General features: G+C 37.1%; 15 protein-coding genes and 1 pseudogene. 8 read left to right on the forward strand and 8 right to left on the reverse strand.

Features of this window, described 5'->3' with window-relative positions; all coding sequences use genetic code 11:
- Positions 1-997: 997 nt before the first annotated feature.
- The 3 genes from C7N65_RS10365 to argF form a co-directional block, all read right to left on the reverse strand.
- Positions 998-2,563: a YfcC family protein gene (locus C7N65_RS10365; RefSeq protein ID WP_199790685.1), complete on the reverse strand. Its 1,566-nt coding sequence runs from the start codon at positions 2,561-2,563 to the stop codon at positions 998-1,000.
- A gap of 432 nt (positions 2,564-2,995) precedes the next feature.
- Positions 2,996-3,928 carry a carbamate kinase gene (gene arcC / locus C7N65_RS10370; protein ID WP_105994402.1) on the reverse strand — a complete coding sequence of 311 codons (933 nt, stop codon included), beginning with the start codon at positions 3,926-3,928 and terminating at the stop codon, positions 2,996-2,998.
- A 14-nt stretch (positions 3,929-3,942) separates the two neighbouring features.
- Positions 3,943-4,947, reverse strand: a complete 1,005-nt coding sequence (gene argF / locus C7N65_RS10375; protein ID WP_105994403.1) for an ornithine carbamoyltransferase — start codon at positions 4,945-4,947, stop codon at positions 3,943-3,945.
- 474 nt (positions 4,948-5,421) lie between these two features.
- On the opposite strand from argF, the gene C7N65_RS10380 reads away from it, so the two are divergent.
- On the forward strand, positions 5,422-6,456 hold the full coding sequence (locus tag C7N65_RS10380; RefSeq protein WP_105994404.1) for a DUF4352 domain-containing protein: 1,035 nt from the start codon (positions 5,422-5,424) through the stop codon (positions 6,454-6,456).
- A gap of 1,019 nt (positions 6,457-7,475) precedes the next feature.
- On the forward strand, positions 7,476-8,402 hold the full coding sequence (locus C7N65_RS10385; RefSeq protein WP_105994405.1) for a DMT family transporter: 927 nt from the start codon (positions 7,476-7,478) through the stop codon (positions 8,400-8,402).
- A gap of 65 nt (positions 8,403-8,467) precedes the next feature.
- Here the strand turns inward: C7N65_RS10385 and yidC are convergent, their stop codons facing one another.
- Together yidC and C7N65_RS10395 are read right to left on the reverse strand one after the other, a co-directional pair.
- Positions 8,468-9,331, reverse strand: coding sequence for a membrane protein insertase YidC (yidC, locus tag C7N65_RS10390; RefSeq protein WP_105994406.1), 864 nt, complete (start codon positions 9,329-9,331; stop codon positions 8,468-8,470).
- A 177-nt stretch (positions 9,332-9,508) separates the two neighbouring features.
- Positions 9,509-10,099, reverse strand: coding sequence for a hypothetical protein (locus tag C7N65_RS10395; protein ID WP_105994407.1), 591 nt, complete (start codon positions 10,097-10,099; stop codon positions 9,509-9,511).
- Between the two features lie 187 nt (positions 10,100-10,286).
- Between C7N65_RS10395 and C7N65_RS10400 the strand changes: the two genes are divergently transcribed.
- Complete coding sequence (locus C7N65_RS10400; protein WP_105994408.1) at positions 10,287-11,060, forward strand: hypothetical protein; 774 nt, start codon at positions 10,287-10,289, stop codon at positions 11,058-11,060.
- 90 nt (positions 11,061-11,150) lie between these two features.
- Here the strand turns inward: C7N65_RS10400 and C7N65_RS10405 are convergent, their stop codons facing one another.
- The gene (locus C7N65_RS10405) at positions 11,151-12,020 is read right to left on the reverse strand and encodes a LysR family transcriptional regulator (protein WP_105994409.1); all 870 of its coding nucleotides are present in this window, start codon (positions 12,018-12,020) and stop codon (positions 11,151-11,153) included.
- A 168-nt stretch (positions 12,021-12,188) separates the two neighbouring features.
- Here C7N65_RS10405 and C7N65_RS10410 point away from each other — a divergent pair, with 168 nt between their 5' ends.
- The 5 genes from C7N65_RS10410 (at position 12,189) to C7N65_RS10430 (ending at position 18,228) form a co-directional block, all read left to right on the forward strand.
- Complete coding sequence (locus C7N65_RS10410; protein WP_105994410.1) at positions 12,189-13,229, forward strand: ABC transporter ATP-binding protein; 1,041 nt, start codon at positions 12,189-12,191, stop codon at positions 13,227-13,229.
- Positions 13,230-13,231: 2 nt separating this feature from the next.
- Entirely contained in the window at positions 13,232-14,266 is a 1,035-nt protein-coding gene (locus C7N65_RS10415; RefSeq protein WP_105994411.1) for an extracellular solute-binding protein, read from the forward strand.
- A 146-nt stretch (positions 14,267-14,412) separates the two neighbouring features.
- Complete coding sequence (locus C7N65_RS10420) at positions 14,413-16,047, forward strand: ABC transporter permease (protein ID WP_105994445.1); 1,635 nt, start codon at positions 14,413-14,415, stop codon at positions 16,045-16,047.
- A gap of 3 nt (positions 16,048-16,050) precedes the next feature.
- Positions 16,051-16,695 carry a metallophosphoesterase gene (locus C7N65_RS10425; RefSeq protein WP_105994412.1) on the forward strand — a complete coding sequence of 215 codons (645 nt, stop codon included), beginning with the start codon at positions 16,051-16,053 and terminating at the stop codon, positions 16,693-16,695.
- A 333-nt stretch (positions 16,696-17,028) separates the two neighbouring features.
- Positions 17,029-18,228 (forward strand): Fic family protein, encoded by a 1,200-nt coding sequence (locus C7N65_RS10430; protein WP_158698120.1) that lies wholly within the window; start codon positions 17,029-17,031, stop codon positions 18,226-18,228.
- A gap of 60 nt (positions 18,229-18,288) precedes the next feature.
- Here the strand turns inward: C7N65_RS10430 and C7N65_RS10435 are convergent.
- Positions 18,289-19,876 (reverse strand): annotated as a pseudogene (locus C7N65_RS10435) (BCCT family transporter).
- Between the two features lie 108 nt (positions 19,877-19,984).
- A complete protein-coding gene (locus C7N65_RS10440; protein ID WP_105994414.1) occupies positions 19,985-20,413 on the reverse strand; it encodes a very short patch repair endonuclease in 429 nt (142 codons plus the stop codon).

The raw sequence follows: 20,413 nt of genomic DNA on the forward strand, positions 1-20,413 counted from the left end.
CAGTAAGATGATCAATCAACTATTTGTTTATCGGACAGCTGGTAAAAAAATAACTTATGAAAGGCAATCTATTTCATAACGGTTATGTTATTTCCAGTTAAAAATCCAGTTGGACATAAACACGCACACATCTATTAGTCACTTAGAACTCAAAACGTATATGATTTTTTGTAAAACAGATATAGAAACATTACAGAACGCAGTTGTAGAAAGAGAGAACATAACTACGATGAAACGCCTGATAGATAAATAAAGGCTGATCATAATTATATGCAACTGAAACATGGATGCAGAAAAGATAAAGAGGAAAACTGCATTTCAAAAATTATATGATTGATCACAGAGCTTTCTCCTGTGTATCAGTCATCCAAATGCCGGGCTTTATAGTATGAAAGATAGAGAATTACTGTAAAGCCTATCCCAATTTAGCATTTTGATTTCAAAGCAGCATTTTAATGGTTGGTGCTGCCTGAAAGAAATCAACTGGTACAGGTCCCACTTCACACAGAACTACTAAGTATTCAGACAGGATGTAAATTTTATCTTAGTTCTACAGATTTTTCCAACTAGGTTAACGCAGTATTTTTTCCAATTAAGATACTGCGTTGGCCGCTATAATTGCTCTAAAGATGTAAACGCTACATCAGCCCTTAAGAAGGGAATTTTGTTGCTTGCATAGCATGCATGCACATAATAGTTGATTCTTTTTTTATGAGGGGGAGCAGTGTTCAGCTGTTCCCCTTATTTAGTTTTATTGTGCTTATAGAGAAAAGCATTTTGAATTAGTGCATCACTTTCACTACTTTTCTATTTAAAATAAATTGAAGCCTGTTGCTTAAATTAAGCAGCGGGCTTTTATTATGCTCCGTTATATGTAAAAAGCAGAAAAAAGGTGGATAGGGGATAAAATTACGAGTTTCTTCCTATATAAATGTAAAAAGCGGAGATTCTTTCGAACCTCCGCTTAGATTTAAGGTATAATATTTTTTATCTTTGATTATGAATAAATCAATACTTGTGTTACTAACATGGCACCACCGAATACCAGTACGAATACTACAACTGGCCATACAAATCGGAACCAGTGAGAGTATTTCATATCGAGCATTTGCAATGTAGCCATTACAAGTCCAGTTGGTGCTAAGAATAACATTGCATATTGTCCGAATTGGTATGCAGTAACAATAACGAATCTTGGAATACCTACTGTGTCCGCTAGCGGCGCAAAGATAGGCATAGATAGTACTGCTAAACCAGAAGATGACGGTACGATAAATCCTAAGAAGAAGAAGATTATTAATAATATAATGATAAAGATCGGACCGCTCACATGAGATACGATATCAGAAGAGAATTTCAAGATAGTATCTGAAATTAAACCTTCATTCATAACAAGGTTGATACCGCGGGCTAAACCGATGATTAATGATACACCTACTAAACTTGATGCACCATTGACAAAGGCATCGACGGTTCCTTTCTCTCCTAATCCATGTTTACCCATACCAGCAATGAACATGATGATGATTGTGACAGATAAGAACATTGCGGCCATAACAGGGAACCACCAACCTTGTGTCATAACGCCCCAAACCATTAATGGGAATGGGATAACGAACAAGATTAAAATGATTTTTTTACGCCATGTAAATTGATCTGCGTGTTCGTCTTTACCCATAACTGACCATTGTTCATTAAATTTATCTCGGTCTTCATATGAGTAAGATGCTTTTGGATCTTTCTTGATTTTTTGAGTATACCAATATAAGTATCCGATAACGAATATTGCACCGACAATACAACCTGCTAAACGCCAATACAATCCTTCTGTAAATGTAGTACCTGCAGCGTTAGAGGCAATTACTACAGAGAATGGGTTGATTGTTGAGAACGTAGTTCCGACGGAACTTGCCAAGAATATGGCACCCACACAGACGATAGAGTCATAACCCATGGCTATGAAGATAGGCACCAGTATTGGATAGAAGGCGACGGCCTCTTCCTCGATACCACATAAGGTACCGCCTAGAACCATGAGGATAGATACCATAAATATGAGCACAAACTCATGTCCTTTTGTTTTCTTCGTTAGGGCTAACAGTCCAGATTCGAATGAACCGCTTGCGCTAACGACCCCAATTAATCCACCAAGTACAAAGATAAATACCATGATATCTACGGCTTCGATTGTACCGTGTACCATTGCATTTGTAATTTGTGCCGGTCCTGCTGGATTTTGTTCTAATCGTTCATAAGTATCAGGAATGGAAATCGGCTTGTTAATTGCGCCAGATTCAAACTGCTCGATATTGATTTTAACTCCGAGTTTATCCAATTGTTCTTGTGTACCAGGTACTTTCTTAATTTCTTTCTGAGGATTCTCGATTTTCAATTGATCAGAACCAGGCTCATAGGAAAGTTTAGAATAGGCACCGGCTGGAATCAGCCAAGTTGCGATGACTGCTACTACTGTTAAAATGAATAAAATGGCAAAGGCGCCAGGCATTCGCAGTTTAAATTTCTTCTTTTTAGGTGGTTCAGTTGATTCTTTTGCAGCATTCATTTCATTTGCATGATCCATACTAATCATCTCCTTATAAGCAAAGGAGCGCAAAATGCAGCGAGTATATTTAAAGATAGAATAGAAAGACAAGATGCATTTTTTGTCCCTTACTATTAATCGCTTTTCAAGCTGTGCTTAAAAGCAGTGTTAAATTTATATTCAAACGCTATTCAAGCAGGGATAGTGTGAGATGCAGTTATCATATTAACTGAGTGTAAGAATACTCTTTTTTAAAACGTAAAATTTTTTTGTCAGTGATGAGAACTGACAACCTAATACCTATTTGCGATAGAATATGAATATAAATTATGTAATGAAAATTTATAAAAAAGCCTGAACAAGTTGTAACAAAAGTTGAATTGTTCAATCGTGTTCAGGCAATTTTTATAATCAATTTAATGTACTAATCACTTAGTTGTAAGTGAAAATGGTCTACTTCTTGATCACTGTACCCACTTTGCCTTCTAATGCAGCATCTAGATTTTCTAGAGAAGTGATGAGTACTTCGCCTTCTGGGTTCTTTTCAATAAATTGTAGAGAAGCTTCAACTTTAGGTAACATACTACCTTTTGCGAATTGACCTTCTTCAATATATTTTTCCATATCAGAAGTTGTGACTTCAGTTAATTTTTCTTCATTTTCTTTACCGAAGTTGATGAAGATATAATCTACTGCAGTTAAGATAATCAATTTATCAGATTTGATATGTGCTGCAAGAATAGCACTTGATTTGTCTTTATCGATAACTGCGTCTACACCTTGTAAATCACCGCGGTCGTTTTTAACAACTGGGATACCGCCACCGCCGCCGGCGATAACAAGAGATCCGTTATTGATTAAGTCTTCGATACTTGGTAATTCCACAATTTCAATCGGTTGAGGTGATGGTACCACTCTGCGGTAACCGCGACCTGAGTCTTCTACGAATGTGTAATCACGTTCTTTAGAGATTGTATCTGCTAAATCTTTGTCGTAGAATTTACCGATTGGTTTTGTTGGGTTCTCGAAAGCTGGGTCTTCTTTAGATACAACTGTTTGTGTGACTAAAGTCACAACAGGTTTTTTGATATCTAAATTGTGTAGTTCGTTTTGTAAACTTTGTTGTAGTTGATAACCAATGTAAGCTTGACTCATTGCGCCGCATTCTGGGAATGGGAAAGCTGGACCTTGATCATGTTCTGCCGCAAAGTTTAATCCTAGGTTGATACTGCCGACTTGCGGTCCGTTGCCGTGACTGATGACTACTTCGTGCCCTTTTTGAATCAATGCGACAAGTGATTTTGATGTGTTTTTCACTAGTTCTAATTGTTCTTGTGGGGAATTGCCTAAGGCATTTCCGCCTAATGCTACTACGATTTTAGCCATGCTTTATGTCCTCCTTATCCAATATCTCCTAGAGTTGCTACCATTACAGCTTTGATAGTGTGCATACGGTTTTCAGCTTCTTGGAATACTACTGAGTGTTTGCCTTCGAAGACTTCATCAGTTACTTCCATTTCTTTTAAGCCGAATTTTTCGTAGATTTCTTTACCGACTTTAGTGTCAGTGTTGTGGAATGATGGTAAGCAGTGTTCAAAGATAACATGCGGGTTGCCAGTTTTTTCAATCATTGCTTGGTCCACTTGGTAAGGTTTTAATAATTTAATACGTTCTTCCCAAACTTCATCAGGTTCACCCATAGATACCCAAACGTCTGTGTAAAGAACGTCTGATCCTTTAACACCTTCGTCAACGTTGTCAGTTACTAAGATTTCGCCGCCGTTTTCTTTAGCGATATCTTTACAACGGTTTAATAATTCATCAGTTGGGTTTAATTCTTTTGGACAAACTAAGTTGAATTTCATACCCATGATCGCTGCACCTTGCATTAATGCGTTCGCAACGTTGTTGCGTCCGTCACCAACGTAAGTGAAGTTGATTTCATGGTAAGGTTTTTTCAATACTTCTTTAGCTGTTAAGAAGTCAGCTAATACTTGAGTAGGGTGATCTTCATCAGTAAGACCGTTCCATACTGGAACACCTGATTCTTTTGCAAGTACTTCAACAGTACGTTGAGAGAATCCGCGGTATTCGATGCCGTCATACATGCCGCCTAAAACGCGTGCAGTATCTGCTGCTGTTTCTTTTTTGCCCATTTGAGAACCAGTTGGTCCTAAGTAAGTAGTACTTGCACCTTGGTCTGCTGCTGCAACTTCAAATGCGCAACGAGTACGAGTTGAGTCTTTTTCAAAAATTAATGCAATATTTTTTCCTTTAAGCGTTTGCTGTTCGATTCCAGCGTATTTAGCTCGTTTTAAATCTTCGGATAAGTTCAATAGGAACTCCATCTCTCTGTTTGAAAAATCTAATAATGTTAGGAAATGTCTGTTTCTTAAGTTTTGCATTCTAATACAACTCCTCTATGTGATTGATTTCACATTAATTGTAAACGCTTTCCATTGGTTTCGTCAATGCAATGTTGCACAATTATTATAAATTTATCGTTAAATTTGTCAGAGAAGTTACCGTTATGCATTAGATAACTTCAAACGTGCATTTGTCGCAAATGCAAAAAGGAAATTATTCATTAAATTGTATGAATAAATATCCCACTTTTATATGTATTTCCTAATAGAAAGGTCTTAATCCTAATTTCTACGAAAATTACAAATTTACACAGTCATATTCACACAAATCTTGCATGATACATGGGTTATAGCATTTAAATCATGTTAAATTAATTATTTCTTAACAAAAACTCAAAAATAGATTGCTTTGTGTTAAAAGTATTATAAAATGTTGTTATACAGATAATTTGATGTCGAATACATTAGCTATCTAAGGATTTTTACAACTAAATACAGAGCGGAGAGAGACAGATGAAGAGACTTTGGTTTTTAATGGTAAGTGTATTATTTTTATTAGCAGCCTGCAGCGGCGCAAAGTCTGAAGAAAAGACTGAAACAACAGAAAGCAGAGGAAAGGCAACAGAACAAATGAAAACTTTCCGAGTGGGGCAAATCGTAGACGCCGACGGTGTCGATGTACGTGTCGTTAAAGCAGAGTACATCAATGATTATGATGAATACAGTGCACCTGAAAACGGAAAAGCATTAAAAGTAACTTTGAAATTTAAAAATAACAACAGCGATCAAGTACTTGTAGATTCAAGCGCATTTACAATGAACGTCAGAGGAGAAACTTATCCTGATTGGTATGGCGGCGACGGTACAGACGGTATGTTCTCACATCAATTAAATCAAGGTAAAACAGCTACAGGTACATTAGTATTTGATGTGCCGGACGCAAAAGTCTATACCTTAGAGATGGATACGTACTTCAAAGACAGCAATGTAAAAGCAAAATGGAATTTGCATCAAGCACTTATCAGAGAAGGCAAATCACATGACAGTGAGACAGAAGAAGCATCAGAAGAAAAATCTTCTAAAACAAAAGATGATTCTGAAGATTATCCTTATACAGCAGAAGAATACAATGCATTAGTAGATGAGTATAATGCACTGACAGATGGAGAAAAAATGAATCATGTGACACGTGGGGTAACCAATAAAGAATACAATGATTTAGCAGCACGTGTTGAGAAACTCTATGAAGCATTAGGTGAAGAGTGGGAAAAAGAATACCAAAAGCAATTGGATCGCGAAGAAGCTGAATGGCAAAAAGAACAAGACCGTCTCGATAAGGAATTCGATGCGGAAATGAAACGCCAAGATGAGGCTTATCAACGTGAAGAAGCTGCACGTCAAAAACAAGAAGAAGCCGATCAACGTGCTTATGAAGCTGAAATGAAACGTCAAGATGAACAAGCCGCAAGAGAAGAAGAAGCAATGAGAAGACAAGAAGCTGAACTTCAAAAACAAGAAGAAGCAGAAGCTGAGTCAGAAGAATATTAGGATTAAACTGTGGCTGCTTAATCACACATCACATAGAAAAGTGAAAATTTTAATATAGTCAAAAGTTTAAGGACTTGGACGGCACTTTGAATAGCAACTTGGATTACTTGCTTTCAGGGTGCTATTCTTTTTTATACTTTGAATCTCATGAAAACCGTGGGCTTTTTGTTTCTTGTTCTTTTAGAGAGATACCCATTCTTATAAAATAGAACATGTGTTCTGTATATATTTATCAATCCCAACAGTGTCATACATTTAAAATAACTTGAAAATAGCAAGGGTAAAATTACAAATTTTAATTTTCGGGAAAATATTGAGTAATTTCAAGTCTGAAAAGGTTGATATGACAGTGTTCTTTCTAAAATTGACAAAATTAAAAAAATTTTAGTGGGTCAAGACGCTTTGAAATTTGAAACAAATGTTCGTATAATTAATACATACTTACTAGTCACTCTTTTCAGCTATGAAAGGAGGTGTTAGTATCATAGAAATAATCATTAAATTAAATTTAAATGAAGTTATTTCAATAATAGCAGCAGTTTCGCCAATGTTAGCAGAATGGCAAAAAAACAGAGCAGAATAGGCTGATAGTTGATACCTAATCTACTCTTTTCTTATGGTTTACAGATTTATTACTGCTGAAATATAACTAGTAAGTTAAGTCCACATTGCCGTGTGGACTTTTTTGTATGAAAAACATGTTGCATTTGTGCAACATCTAAACTCATTGTAACTGATTTTGTATATATATTAAACAAAAATCAAGAAACGATGCAAGTTTAGATGCAAGTTTAATGGTTCTATTGTTATAGCCCTATTGATAAATTCAATTTTTTGAATTACTTTAAACATGCTGATTTTTGCTTTTTAGAGTGTTGAACAAGATAATGAAAATCATTTGGAGATTGCCTGTTTACTCTTTGTATTCTTGCTTCAATAATCTTTTGAGATAATTAGCATTTATGAAGATCTCAGGGTTTGCTATACTAATCTAACTAAGACTAGAAAGAAGGTAGCTTATGCTGTTTTTATTCTTATTAGGTTTGGCAGCTGGTATGGTTGTACCGGTTCAAACATCTATTAATACAAAGCTGATACGATTTACACATTCGTCCTTTTATTCATCAGCGATTTCATTTTCAGTAGGGGCTATTTTCTTACTGTTGGTTAATTTAATAGTGACACCGAGTCACTTTACGCCGAGCTTTTTTGCCAATCAATCTTTGAATTACACATGGTTTGTAGGCGGATTGTTAGGTGTTATATTTTTAACAGGTAATTTATTGTTATTTCCGCGTTTAGGTGCATCGTTGACAGTGATTATTACCATTGCCGGTCAAATTATTATGGGGGGTGTTATAGATACTTTCGGGTGGTTTAATGCGGATGTTCAGCCATTTACATTTTTAAAATTCGTCGGTGTCTTACTGTTATTTATCGGCATTATTGTGATGAATTATGTGCGTAATAAACAAAAAGCTGAGACATCAGCAATGGTATTGCCGTGGCTGGTTATCGGCTTTATGTTCGGATTTGCGCCTCCGATTCAAACAGCGATTAATAGTCAGTTAGGTCAGCAAGTAAATAGTTCACTGTTTGCTTCGCTTATCTCATTTTGTATTGGTGCGATTGCACTGATAATCATTACAGCGATAGTGAATCGTTCATTTAAACTTTCAAAATTCGAACCGAATATCGGTAAAATCAAGCCGATTTATTTTATCGGCGGTATATTAGGTGTGGTATTTGTTACAGCTAATATTATTTTAATGCCGCATCTTGGCGCAGCACTGACAACGATTGTCGGAATGCTTGGTCAAATGTTAATGGGTGTGATTATTGACCACTTCGGTATATTAGGTGCTAAACAAAATAGAATCAATGCTCGTAAAATTACAGGCATTATTTGTATTTTTATCGGTATCATTTTACTGCGTTTCTTTTAAGACAGTTGAATACTTAGACATAAATATAGCCCGAGAAATAACGACTTCCCGGGCTTAAGTATTGCTTATTTTTTCTTTTTCTTCTTAGCAACGACTTTTGTATTTTTAGGCTTTTTATCTTTGCCCTCTTTTTTAGCTTGTTCGCGTTTAATACGTGCCACTTCTTCATCTGCGACTTTACTATAATGTCTATTCGCAAAGAACATTTGAATAATCATAAAGATGGCACTGACTGACCAATATAGGCCAAGTGCTGATGCTGATGTTAGTGAGATGTATACGATGAAGATAGGTGAAATGATCATCATCATATAACCCATTTGGCGTTGTTCTTTCGGCATATTTTCTAAACTTACTAGTGATTGCAAGAAGTAAAGTACACCGGCAATAATCGTAATCCAAATATCTGGTTCAGTCAGTTTGAACCATAAGAAGTTCGGATGATCTAAAATGCCGCCTTGAGATGGCCATTTTAATGCGACATATAAACCGAATAGTACAGGCATTTGAATTAAGATTGGAAGACAGCCTAACATGTTTTTCATCGGATTGATGTCATATTTTTTATAGACTTTCATCATTTCTTGCTGTGCTTCCATTTTTTCTTCTTGTGTACGCGCACGTTTAACTTTTTCTTGTGCTTCTTTCATATCTGGTTTTGCAAATTCCATCACTTTACGCATGATTTGACCGTTCTTAGTTTGGCTTAACATAAACGGAAGCATTACCAAACGAATCACTAAGACAATGACAATAATTGCAAGTCCATAGTTGTTGTTAAGGTTATGGCCTAACCAATGCAGCAATTGATCCATTGGTTTTGCGAACGTGTTAAAGAAGAAGCCGTCACGGTTGGAACTCTTCGAATAATCACAACCCGCAAGCAGTACCGTCGTGAGTGCAAGCAACAGTATGTATTTGATTTTCATATTTCTCTGCCTTTCTCTCTTTTATTGAAAAATAATCAGGACTTATTCCTTAGAATCTCATTGAAAAAGCAACCTCGCTTTAAGGTTGCATCTCGCATTTTCACTATATCATGTACACTTACAAGTAATAATCCTAACATAGAAAGTGATGCGATTAAAGAGAAGAAAGACGGCAGTTTATTGCTTGCTGGCTTTCGCTTGTTTTTCACTTTTTTCTTTTTCAGCTTCAGCGACTGTGGCACTCCAAATAATAAGATTTCCAATAAGTGTTAAGACAAAAGCACCGATGATTAAAGGCATATTAAATGGAATATGCAGCGGCATAATTATCAACAATAAGTAGTAAATCAATCCTCCGATAATGACTTGCCCAAGCAAATTAAAGATACGGCCAAGCATAGTAGGTGCGTACATAATCATGATTGATGGAATGTTGAAAACACTGTAAACCGCATAACAAATCAATGTCATTTCGCCTATTGCCAGGGTAGAAGTGTCAATAATTTTTAAAAATGGAATAACGGTAAGCATATGTATAAACGCAATAAAAAAGTAAATGAATGCTAATGTTTCTATTGTCGATTCTATGAGATTTTTCAATAGGTTAGTAATCGGGTTTAAATCAGTTGAACGATTCATTTCATAGATATAATCAATTGAAAAATTGAGCAGAAATGATATAACGAGAATGATGATAAAAGCAGCCGGTACTTGTCCGGTGAATAATTGACCTAGAAATTGGATGCCTGTTTGCCATGCCTCATTCATCTTAATATGACCTCCTGTTTCTTTGTATGTTATCAGCATATATGTAAGTTTAAACCTAAATCAATTGTTATTTTATTCAGTTTATCTATATAGGTATTAATCAGTTGTTTGAAAATTTATAAGAAGTTAAATCTAGACAAGTCAAAGCTTTATATTTTAAAGGTACATTGAAATTGGAGGTGGAGTTATGAAATCAATACTTTTAAAATCAAGCTGCGCCATCGGCGCAATGTTCATGTTGCTGCCAGGTGGTCAAAGTCACGCACAAGTCGATCAATATGAAGTGAAGGTGTATGCAAAAGCAGACAAAATTGTGAAAGATAATCGTCATATTCAACACGACATTTTAGAACAGTTAGGTTCAGAAGATAAGGATGAAGACTTCTCTGTACAATACATAGATGACGCAAAGCGTACAAACTATGGCCAAAACATCACTTATCGTGTCAGAAAATCTGAAGAAGATGCAGAGACTAAACTACAGTATAAGAAACGTTATCCCATCATGAATGGCGATGTAGAAAGTGCAGTATCTAAAGCAAAGCAAGACGGCTTTCAAACAGATGAATATGAAGTAGAGTATGGAGAAGGCAAGCAAACATTAAGTGCTTCTAACGAATCAAAAGTCAGCTTAGGCAGTCAATTGCCGGATGCTTCAAAAAGTTTAGAAGTGTTGCAAGCGAATGCCAAAGCACCGTTTAAATCGTTGCTTCAATTTTCAAATCCGTCACTTATCGGTCCTGTTCATTTTGAACGCCATAAAGGAAATATAGATGGCAATGAAGTGAAGATTGAAAACTGGGATATCGGTTCAAATAATGTCGTTGAAATCTCTTCTAAAGTATCAAGTGAATCAGAGGCTAAAAGCGTACAGCAATCTATCATTCATAAATTAGATGCAATGGGTATTCACGAAACTAATGATCAATTAAAAACAGATATGATCTTTTCAAATTATTAAAGGTTACCGCTAAACAGCATAACAAAGGCATTAGATGTATAGCGGTAAGGCTTCCCGGTCAGTGACGTAAGACTGACGGGAGGTCATTTTTTATTTTAGTTGATATAACAATGAAATGAAGTTTTGAATGATAGGAGTAATGACACGGTCAGATTTATAAGCGATTGAAATATGACGTTCTGCCGGTGCATCCGGAATTGCTTTGCTGATGATATTAGGGTGTGTCACAGCACTGGCACTTAACAAACTGATGAAGTGTGAATCTCGAATTGTCTCGATAATACTGCTCATGCTGTTCGACTGCATGACGGGATGCAGCTGGATGAGATTCGTATGTTTCCATTCATCAATCTTTTCTTTAGTAGAACCGCTGCTATGAATAATCAGCGGATAGGCTTGAATATCTGAAACAGTGATTTCAGCTTTGTCAGCTAATGGGTGCTGCTGGTCCATGACTAACATTAACGGATCTGAAAGCAGTCGTTTGATTTCAATATCATGGTCTTCAAGTCCGCTTTCAGAAATCACCGCAATTTCTACATCTCTATGTTTTACTTTTTGTATGGTATTCGGTGCCGTATCGACTTCTAGTTGAATATCGATATCCGGATAACGTTCCATAAATGCTTTTAAAGTTTTAGGCAAAATCCCATAAATCGGTGCGTGACTAGCGCCGATTCTAAGTGTTCCTCTCTTGGAAGTATTATAGTCTCCCAATATATTTTCAGTTTCCTCAACTAACGCTAAAATTTTAATGCTGTTTTGATACAGTATTTGACCCGCTTGCGTTAATGTAATCAACTTTCCCTTTTTATGATAGAGCGGCACATGGTGTGCGGCACTTAAATTCTTTAAATGAAACGTCACAGTGGGCTGGGTGATATTCAGCTTCTCTGCGACCACATTCACATTTTGAACTTCAACGAACTGTTTAAATATCATCATTTGCTTAATATTCATCATTAGTCTCCTCTATCTATGTAGTGACATCACAATATATAAAAAGACATAGAGAAACTCTATATCAATATACATACTACATTGAAAATATTGATAGTTTGTTAATGCTGTATTTAATATGCATTAATATCTGTTGTTTATAGTTGGCATTGAAGAGAGGTGAAAGCAGTGGCACTTGAAATTCGTCATTTGAAAAAAGCATTTGGTACTCAATCGGTTATTAAAGGTGTGGACTTAGATATTGCTGAAGGTGAGTTTGTTGCTTTGCTTGGCGCATCTGGCAGCGGTAAAACTACATTACTGCGTTTAATTGCCGGCTTAGAAAAAGCAGATAGCGGCCATATTGAACAAAACGGTCGTGTCTTCTTTTCAAATCAAGGTAAAAACATCAGTCTTGTTCCTTCACGCCGCAATATCGGAATGGTCTTTCAAGACTTTGCCTTATGGCCGCATATGACAGTCTTTGAAAATGTTGCCTATCCTTTGCGCGTTAAAAAAGATACTAAGGATTTAAAACAACGTGTCAATGAAGTCTTGAAAGAAGTTCACTTAGAAGGTTATGGGAAGCGTAAAATTCATGAACTATCCGGCGGACAGCAACAACGTGTCTCTTTAGCACGTGCGATTGTTTCAAAATGCGAACTGATATTAATGGATGAACCCTTATCTGCTTTAGATGCAGGACTGCGAGAGGATATGCGTATATTGATTCAGCGCTTAGTGAAACAATACAACATGACCGCAATATTCGTAACACATGACCAATACGAAGCTATGACCATGTCAGACCGTATCGCAGTCATGCAAAACGGCACAATCGAGCAATTTGATACACCGGAAAATTTATATGCACATCCAAACACCGAAGCAGTCGCACGCTTTATAGGAAAAGGGACATTCTTAAAAGGCACACTATCCGAACAGTATATGCATATTGATCAGACAACGCTTAAGCTGCCGGTGAACCATACACAAGCAACAGGACACAAAGGCTTGCTACTTAGACCAGAACACATTTACAGAGCACAAAAGGGTTATGAAGCTGTAATTGCTACAGTGAGTTATACAGGTGAACGTTATGAATATACCGCATACATAGAAGGTGTCACGGTCATGTTTTATGATGACGCCTACTTTGATGAAGGTGACAAAGTGACTTTGCAGTTTGATATATCACAACACTATCTCATTAATTTGGAGGAGAAATAATAATGAAACGTATTGTACAGTTCAGTATCGCAGTGATCGCAATGGTGTTTGTACTCGCAGGTTGTCAAAATAAACCAGAAGGAGACAAAGCACAATCATCAGAGAGTAAAGATTCAGGAGACAGTAAAGACAAACTTGTGCTTTATACTGCAGGTCCTGATGCATTAGTAAAAGATATGGTGAAAGACTTTGAAAAAGAATCAGGCAAGAAAGTTCAAGTATATCAAGGTACAACAGGTGAAATCTTAGGACGTTTAGAAGCAGAAAAGGATAATCCGAAAGCAGACGTCGTTCAGTTAGCTTCATTACCTGCAGCGCTGGATTATAAAAAACAAGACAAGATTGAACCATACAAAGTTAAAAATGCTGATAAGCTGTATCCAGATTGGCAAGACAAAGATGGTTATTGGTATGGTATCGGAGGCAGTGCACTTGGTATCTCTTACAATACAGATAAAGTCAAAACAGCACCTAAAGATGTTAAAGACTTATTAAACAAAGAATATAAAGATGCATTAGCGATTCCGAACCCATCTGAATCAGGTACTGCTTTAGATATGTTATCTATCAAAGTTCATAACAATGACCAACAAGCATGGAGCGACTACCAAGCATTAAAAGATAACGGTATGAAATTAGCGGGTGCGAACAAACCTGCACTTGAAACAGTAATCAAAGGTGAAAATAAAGCTGTCTACGGCGGCGTAGACTATATGGTCTATAAAGCAAAGAAAAAAGGTGAACCAGTAGATATTACTTTCCCAGAATCAGGTACTGCAATTTCACCGCGCCCAGCATTCATTTTGAAATCAGCACAACATAAAGAAGCCGCAAAAGCGTATATGGATTATGCGACAGGTGAAAAAGGACAAAAACAAGTTGATGCGCACTTCTTAATTCCAAATGATAAATCAGCGCATAAAAATAAAGAGACAAAAGCACGTGAAGATATTAAAGAATTGAAATACGACTGGCCATCATTATCAGGAGAAAGCGAAAAAGTACTTAAAAAATTCATGAGCATGATGAAAGGTTAAAACAAAGTGATGAAAAGGTGGTCCAACCAGCAAAACAAACAGACATTGTTTTGTTGTTGTACCGCCTACTTTTTTACAGATTGGAGTAATAGAAAGTGAAAGAACCGCATTCAAGTTTTGCTGAAAGCCGAGGTATAGCACAAAGTATGAATCGCCTGCTTGCGATTGTTATTTTAGTGTGTTTAATTGTCATGCCTTTATGTATGATTTTGATTAAAGGATTTATGCCGAGTGCTGAAGCGGGATTTCTAGATAATATAAAACAATTAGTTCAAGCAGACAATTTAAAGATATTGTGGAATTCTATCATTTTGGGACTTGCGGTCGTTGTCCTTTCTACACTGATCGCATTGCCTTTAAGTTTCATTATGGTAAAGACTGCATTAGCACGACATCAATGGCTGGATATATTAATTATGATTCCATTTATGACACCGCCGTATATCGGTGCGATGGGATGGATGCTGACAATGCAGCACAATGGCTTACTAGAACAGTTGATTCCAGGTATTGATAAGATCACGCCGTTGTTCTTTTCATTCTTTGGGATGGCATTGATTATGAGTTGTCATTTAGCACCATTCTTGTATGTCATTCTTAAAAAGGCATTATTAAATCTTCAGCAGTCTCAAGAAGAGGCCGCATTAATTTACGGCGGTTCATTTATGTATCGCTTTCGCCGTGTGATGCTGCCGATGTTTGTATCTGGTTATAGTATGGGAGCTTTATTAGTCTTTGTGAAGACCATCGGCGAGTTCGGTACACCGGTCACAATGGGGAATCGTATCGGCTATGCTGTATTAACTTCTGAAATTCATCATAGTGCATCGATATGGCCGATAGATTTTCAACATGCCGCATTATTGTCTTCACTCTTATTAGGTGTCAGTATGACCGTTTGGGCCTTTCAAACATGGTTTCAAATACGTACTGCAGTTGCTGGAGACAGCGGTAAAGGCAGAAAGACGATGCAGCAACCAAAAAGTAAATGGGATAGTCTCCTTTACGGTATTGTAGGGCTATTGTTATTTATGATGATTGTGATGCCTTATGCCAGTATTATTGTAAATGCCTTTGTGAAGCAATTATCCAGAGGATTAAAACTGCATAATATTACTTTAGAAAATTTTGTATTAGTCTTATCAGGCAATGGGGGTATTGCACTGTTGAATAGTGTCATGCTGGCCCTAGCAGCCGCAACTATCGCGAGTGCATTAGGTTTATGGTTTGTTTTAGCATCTGAACAAACAAAAGCCAAATCACCATGGAGCAGTAAGTTGATCGACTTCTTTAGTTTATTACCGAATACAGTGCCAGGCATTATTGTAGTGATAGGTTTGATTCTCTTTTGGAATAACACAAACAATCCGATACCTGCGTATAATACGATTGCGATATTAGTGATTACGTACACTGTACTTTATATTCCGTATGCCGTACAAAATATCAAAAACGTGAATCAAACGATTGGCAAGAATTTGATGGAGGCAGCTGAAATGAGCGGCAGTACAGGATGGACACGCTTTAGAACAATCAAGTTTCCATTATTATTACCCGGTATTGTTTCAGGATGGATTTTAATCTTTTGTATTTCCATGCGTGAACTTGTCGGTTCATTAATGTTGAGACCGCCGAATACAGATACATCTGCGACTTATATTTACCGACAATTCGAACAAGGTGAATCGGCACAAGGGATGGCTATGGCCTTATTATCTGTCGGTATTACGTCAGTCATTCTTATTTTGTTGGATATTTGGCAGAAGAGAAGGGAGCGTTAAGTATTGCATAAGAGATTATTAGCCGCTTCAGACATTCACGGCCATGGGGTATCCTTAAAACTGCTCTTAGACAAAGCGCAATATAACCCAGGAAATGATCAACTGGTATTATGCGGAGACTATGTCAACAAAGGACCGGATTCTGAAGGTACATTAGCCTTGATTCAACAGCTCCAGCAAGAAGGCGCCATTGTCTTGCTCGGCAATCATGAATTGCAGTGGTTAGCCGATATGCAGCACATTGAACAAGCCATGCATCATAAACTGGCTATGACTTATCAACGTCTCCAACAAGATGGACGTAAATTAAAATGGCGGCCGCTGATTGAATCCTTCCAAACTTACTATGAGACAGCAGACTATCTCTTTGTTCATGCAGGTATCGCACCGAATATTCCAATCACATCCCAAACAGCTGTACAATTGACCGGGTTCTATCATAATGCCTTTGTTAATCATACCCCTGGCAAAATAATGATACACGGCCATGTACCTACCTTCAGGAAAGTAAATCAAAAAGGCATCATCTATAAAACAAAAGACGCCATTAACATAGATACAGGGGCAGGGCATGGCGAATATTTAACATTATATGATGTGACGAATGATAAACAATATAGGGTAAAAGTAAAACAGATATCAATTTGAGGTACACGCAACCCGTGTTATACTAAACAAAAAAATTGGAGGGCTTATCATGGAAAAAATCAGCCAAAGACAAGCAATGCAAATTGGCAAAATTGTTTTTCGTATTGTGCGTAAAATTATGAATGATCGTAAAGGTCGTCGTTAATCTCATAAATGATATATCACCCGCTCATTTCAAATTCAGAAGTGTGCGGGTGATTTTTCTATTTCACCGCAAAAAGCAGAAACCATTATGAAAAAAAACAGCCCTTTTTTTCGGAAAGGTTTATAATAATAAAAAATCGTATAGAGGTGGTAATTTTGAAATACAAGCCCTTGAAGACAATATTCCATATGGAAAATGAACAAAAATGTAATGAAGCTTATCAAAGCAGATTGAATCATTACGCTGCAATTATTTTTGAGATTGCCATTCACCCTATAAGAGATCAAAAACAACTGCTTGATGTGAAATATCCTTTGTTTCTTTGTATTACTAAAGAAATACTAAGTAAGACTGATGAAATCTACCGCAATGCATTAAAAATCGAAAGACTGACACATCGATTGCCTAACATCGCACTGCGCTCATATATCCGCAAGTTATTATTAAATGAACTGCAAGGTACCAACGAAAAAGAAAATATCAAAGTTTCTAAAAAAGAGTTGGGATACATACTTAATAACCTAAAGACCATTAAACAAAATAAACGCTTTATCGGACTAGTGAATCAATATAAATTATTAGGCAATCCGGATATATTAATAGAACAAGTTGAAGATTTCAGAAAGGTCTATGATGCACTATTATCTAATGATATTGAAGCGGATAATCAACCTGACGGCCAATACTTTAGAGCGAAAGGGATTGGTGTGCATGATACATCTAGAGGTAAATGGCTTCACAGAAATGAATACGATGAACAGGCAATCCATGAATTTTTAGAAAAGTTGTTGGATATTTTGTGTGATAAGACGCTGCCTGATTTAGCAAAGATAATGGCAACGCATTATATGTTTGAGTACCTCCACCCATTTTATGACGGTAATGGACGTTTAGGGCGATACTTGTTGGCAAAGTTATTGCATGACAATTTAGATGAGTTATCTGCATTAACGTTTTCATATACTGTAAATAGAAATCGCAAGGCATATGACAAGGCTTTTGAAGCAACATCTGAATATTATAATAAAGGTGATATGACATGCTTTGTATTAAGTATGTTTGATTTACTGATTAAAGGACAGCAGCGTACATTATTTGAACTAAATCAAAATCTTGATCTTTTAAATAAGTTGTATAATGCGTTGCAAAAAATGGGGTGTGAAAAAGAGGAAAGACAATTTTTCTTTGTATTGCTGCAAGACAAAATATTCGGTACACAGTATTCTCGTTTGAGTTTAATTGATTTGGCTGAGGTATTGAAGGTTTCAAGACCAACGCTTAATAAGCTGATTCAAAAGCATGAAAATGTATTGATCAAATTACAGTCAAGACCTGCAGTATATGAACTAGACGATACATTCATTGAGCATTTATCAGCTCAAGAATAAAACTAAATTAATGAATAAACAGCGCTTCCACTGATGTTTTAGTGAAAGCGCTGAATTCTTTTATTTATTATTTTGAGAAGATGTTTTATCAGAAGTTGAATGCAGGATTTCTGAACGGTTCACTTTCGGGGTTAAAGTTAATCCTAAAGCTTTGCGTTCTCTGTTAGCATCTTTATAGAATGAAATGGTCATTAATATGACTACAATACTGAATGGGAGGGCGGAGATAATCGCTGCTGACTGCAAGGCATCTAAGCCTGTTTCACCGCCGGCTAATAATAAGACGTAGGCGATAGCTGAAAGTGCAAGTCCCCACACAATTTTAACGAAGCCTGCAGGTGTTAAATTACCGTAAGATGTCTGCATACCTAAAACGAAAGTTGCGGAATCGGCAGAAGTGATAAAGAATGAGCCGATTAATGCGAGTGCGACAATGGATAAGACAATACCCATAGGCAATTCATTAAAGATACCAAATAACTGTGTTTCTGGCGGCAGCTTGAAGATTTCTTTGTGTTCTTGTCCGATACTAATACCTGTTAAGCCGAATACACTAAACCAGAAAATACTGATGACTGTAGGGACCAGCAGTACAGCAATAACGAATTCTCTGATGGTACGTCCTTTAGAAATACGTGCGATGAAGACACCGACGAAAGGACTCCAGCTCATCCACCAGCCCCAATAATAGACAGTCCATGTCTGCATCCAATCATGCTTTTGCTTGTTTAACGGTCCAGTATCTAAACTGTTGAAAATCAATGTATTCAAGTAATCGCCTGTCGCAGAAGTCATAAGATTCATAATCAATAAGGTTGGACCTACAATGAGCAATATAGCAAATAATATTGCGGCCAATGCCATATTCAAGTTACTTAAGAACTGAATACCTTTGCTTAAACCGCTCCATGCACTGTAGAGGAACAATACTGTCACGACTGCGATAATAATTCCTTGAACTAACTTATTATTCGGAATATTAAAGAGGTAGTTCAAACCTCCGTTAATCTGCATTGCGCCGACACCCAGTGAGACTGCTACACCGATAATCGTCGCAAAGACTGCTAGTACATCGACAATGGTACCTGGTGTGCGATCGACACGATTGCCGAGCAGCGGGCGCAATGTTGTAGAAATCAAACCGACTTCGCCTTTACGGAATTGAAAATAAGCTAACGATAAAGCCACAATACCGTAGACGGCCCATGGGTGAAAACCGTAATGCAAGTAGCTTGCACGTAATGCATCCGCAAGTGCTGCTTTAGTTTCAGGCTTTGCGGTAGGCGGTGTTAAATAATGCGAAATAGGTTCAGAAGCGCCGTAGAACACCAGTCCGATACCCATCCCGGCACTAAATAACATTGCGAGCCCAAGATACTGTACGAAACTCAGGTTTATCTGTGGGTTTGCCCAATTTCAATTTGCCGATCGGGCTGAAAACTAAGAAGACACAGAAGATGAAAATGCCAAAGAAGATAAGCATGTAATACCAGCCGAAAGTTTCGGTAATCCATGCACCGAGTGCACCTGAAACTTTACCGAATTGGTCTGGGAAAACAGCCCCGATTAAGACTAAGATGCCGACTAAAACCGAAGCGTACGTAAATACCGGAGAAAATGTTTTTTGTTTATGCGTTGTATCTTTCAATTGTTTAACACCCTTTCTATCTTTGATTATTAAACAAGGTAAAGACGTTATACATACTATCATAGTCAGCTGCTAAGTCAAAAAGCGTCACGTCATACGACACAATGCTTATTCCTCAGTTTTATTCTCTTCAATCGCCTTTTTGATTTCAACGATACATGCATCCATATCTTTGAAGACTTCGTGCTTTTCCCAAAAGCGCAAGACAGTGTAGCCCATGTCTTTGAGCTGTTGTGTGACTTCTTGGTCGCGTTCCATATTGCGCTCGATTTTCGGTATCCAGTAATCACGATGGGTATGGATACGTTTTTGTTTTTGATTTTCCCAATCGTAGCCGTGCCAAAATTCTCCATCCACAAAGACTAAGACATTGTATTTAGTAATGGCTATATCTGGTTTGCCTGGAAGTTTTTTATAGTTTTTGAAGTAACGGATGCCTTCATGCCATAACGCTTTTGCGAGTTGTGTTTCTGCTTTGCCTCCGGTTGCACGAATCTTAGACATCATTTTTGAGCGATAAGCTTTAGATTCTGTCAT

Source organism: Staphylococcus simulans, assembly GCF_002994445.1.
Lineage (GTDB): Bacteria > Bacillota > Bacilli > Staphylococcales > Staphylococcaceae > Staphylococcus > Staphylococcus simulans_B.

What these genes read in the sequence shown, in the direction of transcription:
- C7N65_RS10365 (WP_199790685.1), bottom strand. Translation starts at nt 2,563, where the DNA reads ATGAATGCTGCAAAAGAATCAACTGAACCACCTAAAAAGAAGAAATTT.
- arcC (WP_105994402.1), bottom strand. Translation starts at nt 3,928, where the DNA reads ATGGCTAAAATCGTAGTAGCATTAGGCGGAAATGCCTTAGGCAATTCC.
- argF (WP_105994403.1), bottom strand. Translation starts at nt 4,947, where the DNA reads ATGCAAAACTTAAGAAACAGACATTTCCTAACATTATTAGATTTTTCA.
- C7N65_RS10380 (WP_105994404.1), top strand. Translation starts at nt 5,422, where the DNA reads ATGAAGAGACTTTGGTTTTTAATGGTAAGTGTATTATTTTTATTAGCA.
- C7N65_RS10385 (WP_105994405.1), top strand. Translation starts at nt 7,476, where the DNA reads ATGCTGTTTTTATTCTTATTAGGTTTGGCAGCTGGTATGGTTGTACCG.
- yidC (WP_105994406.1), bottom strand. Translation starts at nt 9,331, where the DNA reads ATGAAAATCAAATACATACTGTTGCTTGCACTCACGACGGTACTGCTT.
- C7N65_RS10395 (WP_105994407.1), bottom strand. Translation starts at nt 10,099, where the DNA reads ATGAATGAGGCATGGCAAACAGGCATCCAATTTCTAGGTCAATTATTC.
- C7N65_RS10400 (WP_105994408.1), top strand. Translation starts at nt 10,287, where the DNA reads ATGAAATCAATACTTTTAAAATCAAGCTGCGCCATCGGCGCAATGTTC.
- C7N65_RS10405 (WP_105994409.1), bottom strand. Translation starts at nt 12,020, where the DNA reads ATGAATATTAAGCAAATGATGATATTTAAACAGTTCGTTGAAGTTCAA.
- C7N65_RS10415 (WP_105994411.1), top strand. Translation starts at nt 13,232, where the DNA reads ATGAAACGTATTGTACAGTTCAGTATCGCAGTGATCGCAATGGTGTTT.
- C7N65_RS10420 (WP_105994445.1), top strand. Translation starts at nt 14,413, where the DNA reads ATGAATCGCCTGCTTGCGATTGTTATTTTAGTGTGTTTAATTGTCATG.
- C7N65_RS10430 (WP_158698120.1), top strand. Translation starts at nt 17,029, where the DNA reads ATGGAAAATGAACAAAAATGTAATGAAGCTTATCAAAGCAGATTGAAT.
- C7N65_RS10440 (WP_105994414.1), bottom strand. Translation starts at nt 20,413, where the DNA reads ATGACAGAATCTAAAGCTTATCGCTCAAAAATGATGTCTAAGATTCGT.